The sequence below is a fragment of the Paraclostridium dentum genome (genome assembly GCF_048568265.1).
Taxonomy (GTDB): Bacteria; Bacillota; Clostridia; order Peptostreptococcales; family Peptostreptococcaceae; genus Paraclostridium; species Paraclostridium dentum.
Window position 1 is genome coordinate 3,101,877 of sequence record NZ_CP183813.1, and the last position, 14,156, is coordinate 3,116,032.

Consider the following 14,156-nt stretch of genomic DNA (forward strand, 5'->3'; position numbering starts at 1 on the left):
GAGAAGAAAACTCTTTAAAAAATAACACTTTTAATAACTGGTCAAGTTATTAAGGGCGCAGGGCGGATGCCTTGGCACTAAGAGCCGATGAAGGACGCGATAAGCTTCGGGGAGTTGCACGTAAACTTTGATCCGAAGATTTCCGAATGAGGAAACTCACTTAGAGTAATGTCTAAGTATCATTAAGTGAATACATAGCTTAGTGAGGGGAACCCGGGGAACTGAAACATCTAAGTACCCGGAGGAAAAGAAAGAAATTCGATTCCGTAAGTAGCGGCGAGCGAACGCGGAATAGCCCAAACCAGTGAAGTTTTCTTCGCTGGGGTTGCGGACACATCATCAACAAAGAGGTATCGTAAACGAAGAGAGTTGGAAAGCTCCGCTATAAAGTGTAATAGCCACGTAGTTGAAACGAGAAGACTTTAGATGTGATCCAGAGTACCACGGGACACGTGAAACCCTGTGGGAAGCAGGAGGGACCATCCTCCAAGGCTAAATACTACTTAGTGACCGATAGCGCATAGTACCGTGAGGGAAAGGTGAAAAGAACCCCGGGAGGGGAGTGAAATAGAACCTGAAACCCTGCGCTTACAAGCTGTGGAAGCACTTTATATGTGTGACCGCGTACTTTTTGTAGAACGGGCCAACGAGTTACGATAGTAAGCTAGGTTAAGTACTTAAGGTATGGAGCCGTAGTGAAAGCGAGTCTTAAATGGGCGTTAAGTTTGCTGTCGTAGACCCGAAACCGAGCGACCTATCCATGAGCAGGATGAAGCGAAAGTAAAATTTCGTGGAGGTCCGAACCCACGAGCGTTGAAAAGCTCGGGGATGACTTGTGGATAGCGGTGAAATTCCAATCGAGCTCGGAGATAGCTGGTTCTCCCCGAAATAGCTTTAGGGCTAGCCTCAAGGTTGAGAAATACGGAGGTAGAGCACTGAATATCCTAGGGGGCATTGCGCTTACCGAAGATTATCAAACTCCGAATGCCGTTATTTTATACTTGGGAGTCAGACTGTGGGTAATAAGATTCATAGTCGAGAGGGCAACAGCCCAGATCGTCAGCTAAGGTCCCTAAATGTAAGTTAAGTGGTAAAGGATGTGGGATTGCATAGACAACCAGGATGTTGGCTTAGAAGCAGCCACTCATTTAAAGAGTGCGTAATAGCTCACTGGTCGAGTGATCCTGCGCCGAAGATTACCGGGGCTAAAACTTACTACCGAAGCTACGATATCATTTATGATAGGTAGGGGAGCTTCCTATGCAGGCTGAAGCATGACCGTAAGGACGTGTGGACAGTATAGGAGTGAGAATGTTGGCATGAGTAGCGAGACGTGGGTGAGAATCCCACGGGCCGTAAACCCAAGGTTTCCAGGGGAAGGTTCGTCCGCCCTGGGTTAGTCGGGACCTAAGCCGAGGCCGAAAGGCGTAGGTGATGGACAACAGGTTGAGATTCCTGTACCACCGATAATCGTTTGAGAGATGGAATGACACAGTAGGATAAGCTAACCACACTGTTGGTTATGTGTGGCTAAGTACTGAGGCAGTCAAGGCAGGCAAATCCGCCATGATAATGCTGGGGTACGATGGGGAGCGAAATTAAGTAGCGAAGTAGCTGATTTCACACTGTCGAGAAAAGTTTCTATCGAGATTAAAGGTGCCCGTACCGCAAACCGACACAGGTGGGTGAGGAGAGTATCCTAAGGCCAGCGAGAGAACTGTTGTTAAGGAACTCGGCAAAATGACCCCGTAACTTAGGGAGAAGGGGTGCCACGTTAGGGTTAACGCCCGAGGTGGCCGCAGAGAATAGGCCCAAGCGACTGTTTACCAAAAACACAGGTTTCTGCTAAGTCGCAAGACGATGTATAGGAGCTGACGCCTGCCCGGTGCTGGAAGGTTAAGGGGATCTGTTAGGATTTATCCGAAGCAGTGAACTTAAGCCCCAGTAAACGGCGGCCGTAACTATAACGGTCCTAAGGTAGCGAAATTCCTTGTCGGGTAAGTTCCGACCCGCACGAAAGGCGTAACGATTTGGGCACTGTCTCAACAACAGACTCGGTGAAATTGTAATCCCGGTGAAGATGCCGGGTACCTGCGACAGGACGGAAAGACCCCATGGAGCTTTACTGTAGCTTGACATTGAATTTTGGTGCTACATGTACAGGATAGGTGGGAGGCTATGAAATCGGGACGCCAGTCTCGGTGGAGCCATCCTTGGGATACCACCCTTGTAGTACTGAGATTCTAACCAGATACCTTGAATCAGGTATTGGGACACTGTCAGGTGGGCAGTTTGACTGGGGCGGTCGCCTCCCAAAGAGTAACGGAGGCGCTCAAAGGTTCTCTCAGCACGGTCGGAAATCGTGCGTAGAGTGTAAAGGCAGAAGAGAGCTTGATTGCAAGACATACAGGTCGAGCAAGGACGAAAGTCGGACTTAGTGATCCGGTGGTTCCGCATGGAAGGGCCATCGCTCAACGGATAAAAGCTACCCTGGGGATAACAGGCTTATCTCCCCCAAGAGTCCACATCGACGGGGAGGTTTGGCACCTCGATGTCGGCTCATCACATCCTGGGGCTGTAGTAGGTCCCAAGGGTTGGGCTGTTCGCCCATTAAAGTGGTACGCGAGCTGGGTTCAGAACGTCGTGAGACAGTTCGGTCCCTATCCGTCGCAGGCGTAGGAAATTTGAGGAGACCTGTCCTTAGTACGAGAGGACCGGGATGGACGTACCTCTGGTGTACCAGTTGTTCTGCCAAGGGCATGGCTGGGTAGCTATGTACGGAATGGATAAGCGCTGAAAGCATCTAAGCGCGAAGCCAACTTCAAGATAAGATTTCCCACCGTAAGGGTAAGATCCCAGGAAGACTACCTGGTTGATAGGTCGGAGGTGTAAGTGCAGCAATGTATGTAGCTTACCGATACTAATAGATCGAGGACTTGACCAAGATTATTTAATCTTACAAATGTTATTCAGTTTTTAGAGTACTAACTCTAAATAAAGATTATGCGGTTATTACAGCAAAGAGGATACACCTGTTCCCATTCCGAACACAGAAGTTAAGCTCTTTAGCGCCGATGGTACTTGGTGGGAAGCTGCCTGGGAGAGTAGGACGTAGCCGCGTAATCTTTTTTATTTTATGGAAATTGTAGTGTGGTTGATGTTTAGTTTGTGCTTGGGTCATAAAGCTGAGAAGATGCTTTGAATGACCACTTCGCTGCAAATTAAATATCAACCACTTTTTGTTGTAGAAAATAAAGAAGAATTATGCTTATACGGTATGAGATTTAATTTAAATGTACAAAGTGTAATAATTTAAATACAGCTTGAATATTCTTTATTAAAAGATACTAAAAAGGGGTAGATAAAAATGAAGTTTAGTATAGAAGTTAATAGAGGGAGTATTCTAGATTTAATAAATTTAGCTGAAGAAAATAATCTAAAGATTAATTCAATTTCTCAAGGACCAATAAATGATGAGATGATGAATATAAAAATTGATTTAGCAGATAGTAGTAAGATACAGGATCTTGATAGTTTTGTAAAAAAAATATTAGATTGTCATTCGATGAACTCATGTGAAAGAATTTAAAGCTATGAATTTTCATAGCTTTTTTTATTTTATATAAATATATACATTATAAAAATTGCATTTAATTGAAAAAATATTGTAAAATAATTAGAGATACATAAATCAAAGAGGAAAAAATATTAATATATATTTAAAATAAAGACAGCAAGTTAGGAGAGTGAGTCGATGATTAGTGGAAGTACAACGCAGGTATCTCAAAAAACTATAGAAACTTTTTTTCATGCAGTTAAAAACAGTGGACCTAAATTAATATATGCAATTATATTTCTTGTTGTAGGGTTATATGCTTGCAAATGGTTAAAAAGATATAGCAAAAACATTATACTTAAATACAATGTCGAAAGAGGAGTAGCTAATTTTGCATCATATGCTATTTATGGTGCTAGTGTTCTTATGGTAATTATGACATGTTTAGATATAATTAATTTCCCGGTACAATCTTTTATGACAGTTATGGTATCATTGATAGGAGTTATTGGTTTATCATTAGGTTTAGCATTTAAAGAAATACTATCAAATTTAGGTGCAGGTATGATAATTTTATTTTTCCAACCATTTAAAACAGGAGATTATATAGGTGGATCTGGAGTTGAAGGAACTGTTGCTGATATACAAATTTTTAGCACAATACTAAAAACTCCTGATAATAAAGCCATCATAGTACCAAACTTTAAGTTAACTAGTGATAATATAATTAATTACACACATCAGGAAAAAAGAAGAATAGATTTTTCATTTAGTGTATCTTACGATACAAATATAAAAGTTGTAAAAGATGTATTAGCAAAAATTTTTAAAGAAGATAACAGAATATTAAGAGATCCAGAACCTATAATTGGACTAAATACATTAGGTGAAAATGCTATGCAAATAGTAGCAAGACCATGGGTAAAGACTGATGATTACTGGAGTGTATACTTTGATGTAATGGAGAAGGTTAAATCTAAATTTGATGAGAACAATATTGAAATACCTTTCCCTTCAAGAGTTATATATTATAAAAATTGTGAGGAAGATATAAAAAAATAATAAAAATAATAAAACTTTTTTGAATATTAGTATTGAAAGTTGATAATATATATAATATAATGATTTACAAATAGAACAAAGAATATGGCGAAGACGGAAAATAGTAAAAAGCAAGTTTGTATTCAGAGAGTGAGTGGTTGGTGAGAACTCATTACAATGGTTTTTGAATCCATTCCTGAGCTACTAATCGGAAAATAATAGTAAGATTAGTCGTATACCTACGTTACAGGATTGAGAGGTTTATATTTTATAAATATAAACAACTAGGGTGGCAACGCGGATAACAGACTTTCGTCCCTTTTTAAGGGGTACGAGGGTCTTTTTTTATACAAAAAATCAAAAAATTGAAATAAAATCACTATTACATCATTAGGGGTAACGTTATTTTATTTTAAAATATAAAAATATTCTATAGGAGGAAGACAAATGTTAGATATAAAAAGAATAAGAGAAAATTTAGATGAAATAAAAAAAGCAATGGAAATAAGAGGAGAAAAAGAATTCGACCTTGATATAGTTGTAGAATTAGATAATAAGAGAAGAGAATTACTTCAAGAAGTTGAAGTTATGAAAAATGAATTAAATGTAGAATCAAAGAAAATACCTCAATTAATAAAAGAAGGTGTAGATGTTACAGAAGCAAAAGCTAAGTTAAAGCAATTATCTGAGAAGATAAAAGGATTTGATGAGAAAGTTAAAGAAGTAGAAGAAAAAATGGAATATAACTTAATGAGAATTCCTAATGTTCCTCACCCAGATGTTCCACAAGGAACAACAGATGAAGATAATGTACAAATTAGAACTTGGGGAGATCCTACTAAGTTTGACTTTGAAAACAAAGCTCACTGGGATATAGGAACAGGATTAGGTATATTAGATTTTGAAACTGCAGGTAAAATAACAGGATCAAGATTTACTTTATACAGAGGTTTAGGAGCTAGACTTGAAAGATCATTAATAAACTTCTTCTTAAATACTCATACTGAAAAGCATGGATACACAGAAGTATTACCTCCATTTATGGCAAATAGAGCTAGTTTTATAGGAACAGGTCAACTTCCTAAATTCGAAGAAGATATGTTCAAATTAGAAGGTCTTGATTACTTCTTAATACCAACTGCAGAGGTTCCTGTAACAAATATACACAGAGATGAAATATTATCAGCAGATGATTTACCAGTAAAATATTGTGCATATACTCCATGTTTCAGATCTGAAGCAGGATCAGCAGGAAGAGATACAAGAGGATTAGTAAGACAACATCAATTCAATAAAGTTGAATTAGTTAAGTTTGTTAAGCCAGAAGAATCTTATGAAGAATTAGAAAAATTAACAAATGATGCTGAAACTATGTTACAAATGTTAGGATTACCATATAGAGTTGTAAGAATATGTACAGGAGACTTAGGATTTACAGCTGCATTTAAATACGATTTAGAAGTATGGATGCCAAGTTATAACAGATATGTTGAAATTTCTTCTTGTTCAAACTTTGAAGATTTCCAAGCTAGAAGAGCTGGAATAAGATTCAAGAGAGATAAGAAAGCAAAAGCTGAATATGTTCATACATTAAATGGATCAGGATTAGCAGTAGGAAGATGTTTAGCTGCTATATTAGAAAACTATCAACAAGCTGATGGGTCTGTAGTAGTTCCTGAAGCATTAAGACCATACATGGGTGTTGATGTTATAAAGAAAGATGAATTATAAGATTTAAAAATCTTACTTATCTAAATAGGGAGCTTACATATTAAGCTTCCTATTTATTTTAAAAATTCATAATCAAAAATCACTTTAGATTTAACAAAAAATGTATTAAAAATAACATTAAATTTGTAGAATTATATTAGAATATGGGTTAAAATTTAAGTTGAATTATAAATTTAATTATGGTAATATTAAAGATGTTATAGGTTTTAGGAGGAAGCATGGACAAATCGTTTTATATGAGTGAAGCAATTAAAGAAGCATATAAAGCTTATGGAAAAGGCGAGACACCCATAGGTGCAGTCATAGTGAGGAATGGTGAAATTATAGCTAGAGCGCATAATCTAACTGAAACATTAAATGATCCTACAGCCCATGCTGAAATATTAGCAATAAGAAAGGCTTCAGATTACTTAGGTGGATGGAGACTTATAAATTGCGACTTGTATGTTACTATGGAACCATGTATAATGTGTAGTGGAGCTATAGTTCAATCAAGGATAAAAAAACTTATAATAGGGACTAAGCATATAAAAAACTTAAATATAGAAAAGCAACATGAATTCAAAGTTGACTACTTTAATACTTGCAATATAGATGTAACATTTGATATATTAAAAGAAGAATGTTCAGATGTATTACAAAAGTTTTTTAAAGAGTTAAGAAAGCGACAGTAAGGAGAGATGGTCGAGTTGGTCGAAGGCGCTCGCCTGGAAAGTGAGTATACGGGTAAAACCGTATCGTGGGTTCGAATCCCACTCTCTCCGCCAAAAAAATTATGGTTATAAGTTTGCTGTGCTAGACGGGAAGGTAGCGGTGTCCTGTAACCTGCAATCCGCTATAGCAGGGTTGAATTCCATCTAGAGGCTTATATATTGTAGGGCTGCCCTAAATAAGTGGTGTTGACACTTAGGTCCTGCGCAACGGAAGCTCATAAACTCCGCCAGATCCGGAAGGAAGCAACGGTAAGTGAATCCTTTCGTGTGCCGCGGGGGTGCCTAAGTCGAGCTAACTGTTTAGGTAACGCCTATGATAGTAAGTCAATAGATGGTGCACAGCTTTAATATAAAAATAAAATCCCTTGTATGAGGGATTTTTTTAATATAAAAAAATATATAATTGATTTATACTGAAATAGATAATATTTGTTTTAATTGGTATATAATAAAATATCGGGATTTTAGAATTAAGGAGAGATAAATTATGCATAAGGCGTTGTATAGAGCCTACAGGCCTCAAACATTTAAAGACGTTGTAGGACAAGAACATATAATCAGAACTTTAAAAAACCAGATCCAAAATAATAATGTAGGACATGCATATTTATTTTGTGGAACTAGAGGTACAGGGAAAACCTCAACTGCAAAGATTTTTGCAAGAGCTTTAAATTGCAAAAACTCTGTAGATGAAGAGCCTTGTAATGAATGTGAAGTTTGTAAAGATATACTAAGTGATAACATTATGGATGTTATAGAAATAGATGCAGCATCAAATAATAGTGTTGATGATATAAGAGAAATTAGAGAAAATGTAAAATATACTCCAGCAAAATGTAAATATAAGGTTTATATAATAGATGAGGTGCATATGCTATCTCAAGGTGCATTTAATGCACTTTTAAAAACACTTGAAGAGCCACCTTCATATGTAATATTTATATTAGCAACAACAGAACCTCATAAAATACCTGCTACAATTTTATCTAGATGTCAAAGATTTGATTTTAAAAGAGTTACAGTTAAAGATATGTCTACTAGAATGAAGGAAATATGCGATGATGTAAATGTAGTTGTAGATGACAGAGCTTTAAATTTAATAGCAAGAAACTCTCAAGGTGCACTTAGAGATGCGCTTAGTATATTAGATCAATGTATGTCATTTAGTGAAAATGATATAGAATACAAAGATGTTGTGGATTTATTGGGAACAGTAAATATAGAGCAACTATTTGAAATGGCAGAGTACGTTATAAAAGAGGATACAAAGAAATGTTTAGAGATATTGAATGAGTTTGTAGTATGGGGTAAAGATATAAAGAACTTGATAGATGATTTAATAGATCATTTTAGAAACTTAATGGTGTGCAAGGTGTCTAGTGATTTAGATGAAATAATTTCTTTACCAGAAGAAATAGTTGAACAGTTAAAAGCACAGGCAAGTACAATAGAGGTCAATGATATTATTAGGATTCTTAATATACTATCAACAACTCAGGATGCGATTAAGGTGTCTTCAAACCCTAGAGTATTGGCAGAGGTTAGTATAATGAAATTATCTCAACCAATGTTTGATGAAAGCAAAGAATCTCTTTTAAAAAGAATATCTAATTTAGAAGAGGTTATAAAAAGTGGAAAAATAAATATAAATAATAATGTTGAGATAGAAAATAAAAAAGAAACTAAAGATACTTCTGAAAAAAATGAAGTTGAAGCTGAGGAAGAAGTTTTTTACGAAGAAGTTAAAAGTGAAGATGTTGAGTTAATAGAGAAATCTTGGGAAAATATACTTACTCATATAAAGAAAGATAAAAATATGCCTGTATATGCTATTTTAAGAGAGGCAAAAGAATTTAATGTAAGTGCAAATAACTTATATATAGTATTTGATGATAACTTTGCATTTGCAAAAAATAAATTAAGTGATGAAAAAACTAGAAATTATATAGAGAGTGTAATAAGAAAAATACTGAATAGAAGTTTCGGTATAAAAATAATCTTAAAGTCAGAGTCAAAGAATATAAAACTAGAAATAGAAAAAGAACAAAAGGATAAAGGCGAAGAAATATTAAAATCTGTTTTTCCTAAAGAAATAATAGATATTAAGCAAAGTATAAATGAAAATGAAATTAAATAATAAATACGAATATGATATAATAATAGCATATTAAATAAAAAGGATAATTAAGGAGGAATTTATATATGGCTAAAAAAGGATTCCCAGGAATGATGCCTGGAAATATGAACCAATTATTAAAACAAGCTCAAAAAATGCAAACTGATATGCAAAAGATGCAAGAAGATTTAGAAACAAAAGAAATCGAAACTTCTGTTGGAGGAGGAGCTGTTACAGTTAAAGTTAACGGTAAGAAAGAAGTTGTTGATATTCAAATAAAACCTGAAGTTGTAGATCCAGATGATATAGAAATGCTTCAAGACCTAGTATTAAGTGCTGTTAATGAAGCATTAAGAAGTGTTGATGATATGCAATCTTCACAAATGAATAAATTAACTGGAGGAATGAATATTCCTGGGTTATTCTAGTAGGTGATTAGATGCAAACTTATTCAGGGCCTATTTCAAGGCTAATAGAAGAATTTTCTAAGCTTCCTGGAGTTGGAAGAAAAACTGCACAGAGATTAGCTTTTCACGTTATTAATATGAATATGAATGATGTAGAAGCTTTATCTAAGGCTATAGTAGAAGCTAAGAAAGAAATAAAATACTGTTCTATTTGCTATAATATAACAGATAAAGATCCATGTAGCATGTGTTCCAATAAAAATAGGGACAGTGGTACTATATGTGTAGTTGAAGATCCTAGAGATGTAGCAGCTATGGAAAAAACAAAAGAATTCCATGGTCAATACCATGTATTAAATGGAGTAATTTCTCCTATGGATGGTATAGGTCCAGATATGATAAGAGTTAAAGAACTTATACAGAGATTAGGAAATCAAGAAGTAAGAGAAGTTATAATGGCAACAAACCCAACTATAGAAGGTGAAGCTACAGCTATGTATATAGCAAGGCTTTTAAAACCTATGGGAATAAAAGTTACTAGAATTGCTCATGGATTACCAGTAGGTGGAGATTTAGAGTATGCCGATGAAGTTACAATAACTAAAGCTCTAGAAGGAAGAAGAGAAATATAAAAATCGAGATTTTATTCTCGATTTTTTTTATTTTTGTATTAAATTCGATGTCGTTTTTTACAAGATTTTGGTTTATAAAATTTATATTGAAAATATTGAAGTTTGAATGATGGTGTTGTATAATTTTATTAAAAATTTTAATAGGGGTGCAAAATGAAATCAGCTATGAATTTTGAAGAGTACAATGCTATGAAAGAAAAAAGAAATAAGAAACTAAAATCATCGAAAGATAAATTAAAATACACAGAGGATGATGATATGAGTGTTCTTATAAAAAAGAAAAGTAAAAAAGCCTTTAAATCAAAAGAGAGTAGTTTTAAGAATAATTATAAAAATTATCAATATGACTATGAAGAAGATTTTTATGAACCTAGGTACTAGGTTTTTATAGAATAGATAAAAAAACTGTAGATATTATATCTACAGTTTTTATTATATTATGATAATTCGCCCTCTATAAGATTAGCTATGTTTTGAGAGGAATTAAATTTTCTAATTGATTTAATATTTTTTTTAAGAAGTTCAAGTCTAGAAGGATCATCTATTATTACTTTTAATAGTACGGATAAAGTATATTTTTTAGTTGTCCTAAGTGCAGAACCACAATTACATAAGAAATCTAAATTTTCCTCTTCTTGACCAGGTATATAGTATGGAACTATCATAGGAACATCTTTTAATAGAGCTTCTGTTGTTGTAAGTCCACCTGGCTTTGTAACAAGTATATCGATAGAAGCTAAAATATCATTCATTTTATCTGTAAATCCTAAAATATGTACTGTTTTACTAGTTATATGATTTTCTAATTTTTTTGAAAGTTTTTCTTTCAGAGATTCATTTCTGCCTGTTATAACTAAAATTTGGAAATCTCTATCTATATCGAGCATTTCTTCGAATGTTTCTTTCATATTCCCAGCCCCAAAACTGCCGCCCATAAGAAGAACTGTTAATTTTTCAGGATCAAAACCTAATTCAGATAAAACTGTCTCTCTACTTCTATGTTGTAAGAATGATTTTTCAACTGGAATTCCAAGAGGCTTAACTTTATCTCCATCAACACCTTCTGAAATAAGAAGCTCTTTAACATATTCATGTCCTACAACATAGTAATCTAACTCATGCTGTATCCATGTAGAATGAGTTGTATAATCAGTTAATACTGAAATAAGTGTAGGAAAATTTTCATTGTTAAAATGATTATTAAAATTATCGTTAAAGCTAGTGTGAAATACGGGATTGCTATTAGTGCTACATTGTTTCTTTAAAGTACTAAGTGCTATCATAGGAAAAGGATGAGTTCCTATTATTAGATCTGGTTGCTCATCTAAAAGTAATCTTCTAAAACGTTTAGCCATAAAAGTTGTTATCATATTTCCTTTAAACTCATTTTTAGAAACAAGTCCAGTTTCAGAAAATCTATAAACTTTACCATATGCATTAGGTGTATAAATAGCAGATTTTTCATATCCTCTAGATATAATCTTATCCATAGTAGTATTTACAAGTTTTAAACTATCTATGATTTTACATTCTATGTTTTCCCCGTCAAGTGTCTTTTTTATCAGTTCTTCTTCAATAGCTCTAGCTGCTCTATTATGGCCACCACCTGTAGATGCGGACATAATTAATACTTTCTTGCTCATATTAGAACCCTCCTAAAATTAGCTTTATAAATATTTTATATTTATATAAACTTACGAATAATATTAATTATTTGAAACACAGTATTGACATATTACACTTAATATTTAATACTAATCTAATATATGTAAAACAAAAATACAAGAGTGGTATTTTAAAAAAGAAAGTAGGAGAAGTGAAAAAAGCATGAAAAAAATAGAAATCTTTAGTAGTGATAAATGTAAACAATGTATTGAATTAAAAAAGTATTTAAAAGAAAAAAACATAAATTATACTGAATATAATATATCTGGGAATGACGAAAATAGAAAAACTCTTATAAAACTTGGATATATGTCTGTGCCAGTTTTACTTATAGATGGAAATCATGTTTTAGGTTTTGATAAAACTAGAATAGACAGTTTATTAGAATTATAAAAACATATATAAATATAAAAAAATATATAATATATGAATAAAAAACATCAGCAATTGGAAAGCTTAACAAAGAAAGTTTAAATTTCTAAATAAAAAATAAAATTAAATTTAAAAAAAGTGTTGACGATGTTAAATTAAGATGGTATAGTATTACTTGTCCTTAAGAAAAGGGCAAAACAAAAATGAACTTTGAAAATTAAACAGTAGGTTAATTATAAAAATTCTTTTTTAAAGAATTAAACACAAACAACCAAGCCAGATATTCAGATAATGATTAGCTGAGCGATGGACAACTTTTTAAATTATATTTGAGAGTTTGATCCTGGCTCAGGATGAACGCTGGCGGCGTGCCTAACACATGCAAGTCGAGCGATCTCTTCGGAGAGAGCGGCGGACGGGTGAGTAACGCGTGGGTAACCTGCCCTGTACACACGGATAACATACCGAAAGGTATACTAATACGGGATAACATATGAAAGTCGCATGGCTTTTGTATCAAAGCTCCGGCGGTACAGGATGGACCCGCGTCTGATTAGCTAGTTGGTAAGGTAATGGCTTACCAAGGCAACGATCAGTAGCCGACCTGAGAGGGTGATCGGCCACACTGGAACTGAGACACGGTCCAGACTCCTACGGGAGGCAGCAGTGGGGAATATTGCACAATGGGCGAAAGCCTGATGCAGCAACGCCGCGTGAGCGATGAAGGCCTTCGGGTCGTAAAGCTCTGTCCTCAAGGAAGATAATGACGGTACTTGAGGAGGAAGCCCCGGCTAACTACGTGCCAGCAGCCGCGGTAATACGTAGGGGGCTAGCGTTATCCGGAATTACTGGGCGTAAAGGGTGCGTAGGTGGTTTTTTAAGTCAGAAGTGAAAGGCTACGGCTCAACCGTAGTAAGCTTTTGAAACTAGAGAACTTGAGTGCAGGAGAGGAGAGTAGAATTCCTAGTGTAGCGGTGAAATGCGTAGATATTAGGAGGAATACCAGTAGCGAAGGCGGCTCTCTGGACTGTAACTGACACTGAGGCACGAAAGCGTGGGGAGCAAACAGGATTAGATACCCTGGTAGTCCACGCCGTAAACGATGAGTACTAGGTGTCGGGGGTTACCCCCCTCGGTGCCGCAGCTAACGCATTAAGTACTCCGCCTGGGAAGTACGCTCGCAAGAGTGAAACTCAAAGGAATTGACGGGGACCCGCACAAGTAGCGGAGCATGTGGTTTAATTCGAAGCAACGCGAAGAACCTTACCTAAGCTTGACATCCCACTGACCTCTCCCTAATCGGAGATTTCCCTTCGGGGACAGTGGTGACAGGTGGTGCATGGTTGTCGTCAGCTCGTGTCGTGAGATGTTGGGTTAAGTCCCGCAACGAGCGCAACCCTTGCCTTTAGTTGCCAGCATTAAGTTGGGCACTCTAGAGGGACTGCCGAGGATAACTCGGAGGAAGGTGGGGATGACGTCAAATCATCATGCCCCTTATGCTTAGGGCTACACACGTGCTACAATGGGTGGTACAGAGGGTTGCCAAGCCGCGAGGTGGAGCTAATCCCTTAAAGCCATTCTCAGTTCGGATTGTAGGCTGAAACTCGCCTACATGAAGCTGGAGTTACTAGTAATCGCAGATCAGAATGCTGCGGTGAATGCGTTCCCGGGTCTTGTACACACCGCCCGTCACACCATGGAAGTTGGGGGCGCCCGAAGCCGGTTAGCTAACCTTTTAGGAAGCGGCCGTCGAAGGTGAAACCAATGACTGGGGTGAAGTCGTAACAAGGTAGCCGTATCGGAAGGTGCGGCTGGATCACCTCCTTTCTAAGGAGTAATTACCTACTGTTTAATTTTGAGAGCTTATTGTTCTCAAAATTAGTACTTTGAAAACTGCATAACATTTAGTGATGATTAAATAAA

At 35.8% G+C, this 14,156-nt stretch carries 10 protein-coding genes, 1 tRNA gene, 3 rRNA genes, 1 other RNA gene and 1 other annotated feature; of the genes, 14 read left to right on the forward strand and 1 reads right to left on the reverse strand.

What is annotated here, in order from left to right; genetic code table 11:
* Positions 1–39 precede the first annotated feature (39 nt).
* From ACN6I1_RS14610 to ACN6I1_RS14665, 12 genes are all read left to right on the forward strand, one after another.
* Positions 40–2,944, forward strand: a 23S ribosomal RNA gene (locus tag ACN6I1_RS14610).
* 60 nt (positions 2,945–3,004) lie between these two features.
* A 5S ribosomal RNA gene (gene rrf, locus ACN6I1_RS14615) occupies positions 3,005–3,121 on the forward strand.
* 246 nt (positions 3,122–3,367) lie between these two features.
* The gene (locus ACN6I1_RS14620) at positions 3,368–3,589 is read left to right on the forward strand and encodes a hypothetical protein (RefSeq protein ID WP_419742313.1); all 222 of its coding nucleotides are present in this window, start codon (positions 3,368–3,370) and stop codon (positions 3,587–3,589) included.
* Positions 3,590–3,754: 165 nt separating this feature from the next.
* Positions 3,755–4,618 carry a mechanosensitive ion channel family protein gene (locus ACN6I1_RS14625; RefSeq protein WP_419742314.1) on the forward strand — a complete coding sequence of 288 codons (864 nt, stop codon included), beginning with the start codon at positions 3,755–3,757 and terminating at the stop codon, positions 4,616–4,618.
* A gap of 81 nt (positions 4,619–4,699) precedes the next feature.
* Positions 4,700–4,920, forward strand: a binding site (T-box leader).
* Between the two features lie 124 nt (positions 4,921–5,044).
* Positions 5,045–6,328 carry a serine--tRNA ligase gene (serS, locus tag ACN6I1_RS14630; protein ID WP_419742315.1) on the forward strand — a complete coding sequence of 428 codons (1,284 nt, stop codon included), beginning with the start codon at positions 5,045–5,047 and terminating at the stop codon, positions 6,326–6,328.
* A 218-nt stretch (positions 6,329–6,546) separates the two neighbouring features.
* A complete protein-coding gene (locus ACN6I1_RS14635; RefSeq protein WP_021428132.1) occupies positions 6,547–7,002 on the forward strand; it encodes a nucleoside deaminase in 456 nt (151 codons plus the stop codon).
* Positions 7,003–7,095 (forward strand) — tRNA-Ser (locus ACN6I1_RS14640).
* Positions 7,096–7,118: 23 nt separating this feature from the next.
* An RNA gene (gene ffs, locus ACN6I1_RS14645) (signal recognition particle sRNA large type) lies at positions 7,119–7,383 on the forward strand.
* A gap of 145 nt (positions 7,384–7,528) precedes the next feature.
* Positions 7,529–9,178 carry a DNA polymerase III subunit gamma/tau gene (dnaX, locus tag ACN6I1_RS14650; protein WP_419742316.1) on the forward strand — a complete coding sequence of 550 codons (1,650 nt, stop codon included), beginning with the start codon at positions 7,529–7,531 and terminating at the stop codon, positions 9,176–9,178.
* Positions 9,179–9,243: 65 nt separating this feature from the next.
* Positions 9,244–9,585 carry a YbaB/EbfC family nucleoid-associated protein gene (locus ACN6I1_RS14655; protein WP_021428128.1) on the forward strand — a complete coding sequence of 114 codons (342 nt, stop codon included), beginning with the start codon at positions 9,244–9,246 and terminating at the stop codon, positions 9,583–9,585.
* Positions 9,586–9,596: 11 nt separating this feature from the next.
* Positions 9,597–10,196, forward strand: a complete 600-nt coding sequence (gene recR / locus ACN6I1_RS14660) for a recombination mediator RecR (RefSeq protein ID WP_024619992.1) — start codon at positions 9,597–9,599, stop codon at positions 10,194–10,196.
* Between the two features lie 153 nt (positions 10,197–10,349).
* Positions 10,350–10,577 carry a hypothetical protein gene (locus tag ACN6I1_RS14665; RefSeq protein WP_021428135.1) on the forward strand — a complete coding sequence of 76 codons (228 nt, stop codon included), beginning with the start codon at positions 10,350–10,352 and terminating at the stop codon, positions 10,575–10,577.
* A 56-nt stretch (positions 10,578–10,633) separates the two neighbouring features.
* On the opposite strand, the gene ACN6I1_RS14670 is transcribed toward ACN6I1_RS14665, so the two are convergent.
* Entirely contained in the window at positions 10,634–11,839 is a 1,206-nt protein-coding gene (locus ACN6I1_RS14670; protein ID WP_220797234.1) for an MGDG synthase family glycosyltransferase, read from the reverse strand.
* Positions 11,840–12,023: 184 nt separating this feature from the next.
* Between ACN6I1_RS14670 and ACN6I1_RS14675 the strand changes: the two genes are divergently transcribed.
* Together ACN6I1_RS14675 and ACN6I1_RS14680 are read left to right on the forward strand one after the other, a co-directional pair.
* On the forward strand, positions 12,024–12,254 hold the full coding sequence (locus ACN6I1_RS14675) for a glutaredoxin family protein (RefSeq protein ID WP_085283844.1): 231 nt from the start codon (positions 12,024–12,026) through the stop codon (positions 12,252–12,254).
* Between the two features lie 304 nt (positions 12,255–12,558).
* Positions 12,559–14,060 (forward strand): 16S ribosomal RNA (locus ACN6I1_RS14680).
* The last annotated feature ends 96 nt before the right edge of the window (positions 14,061–14,156 follow it).

Coding starts and splice junctions, on each gene's coding strand:
- ACN6I1_RS14620 (WP_419742313.1), top strand. CDS start 3,368: ATGAAGTTTAGTATAGAAGTTAATAGAGGGAGTATTCTAGATTTAATA.
- ACN6I1_RS14625 (WP_419742314.1), top strand. CDS start 3,755: ATGATTAGTGGAAGTACAACGCAGGTATCTCAAAAAACTATAGAAACT.
- serS (WP_419742315.1), top strand. CDS start 5,045: ATGTTAGATATAAAAAGAATAAGAGAAAATTTAGATGAAATAAAAAAA.
- ACN6I1_RS14635 (WP_021428132.1), top strand. CDS start 6,547: ATGGACAAATCGTTTTATATGAGTGAAGCAATTAAAGAAGCATATAAA.
- dnaX (WP_419742316.1), top strand. CDS start 7,529: ATGCATAAGGCGTTGTATAGAGCCTACAGGCCTCAAACATTTAAAGAC.
- ACN6I1_RS14655 (WP_021428128.1), top strand. CDS start 9,244: ATGGCTAAAAAAGGATTCCCAGGAATGATGCCTGGAAATATGAACCAA.
- recR (WP_024619992.1), top strand. CDS start 9,597: ATGCAAACTTATTCAGGGCCTATTTCAAGGCTAATAGAAGAATTTTCT.
- ACN6I1_RS14665 (WP_021428135.1), top strand. CDS start 10,350: ATGAAATCAGCTATGAATTTTGAAGAGTACAATGCTATGAAAGAAAAA.
- ACN6I1_RS14670 (WP_220797234.1), bottom strand. CDS start 11,839: ATGAGCAAGAAAGTATTAATTATGTCCGCATCTACAGGTGGTGGCCAT.
- ACN6I1_RS14675 (WP_085283844.1), top strand. CDS start 12,024: ATGAAAAAAATAGAAATCTTTAGTAGTGATAAATGTAAACAATGTATT.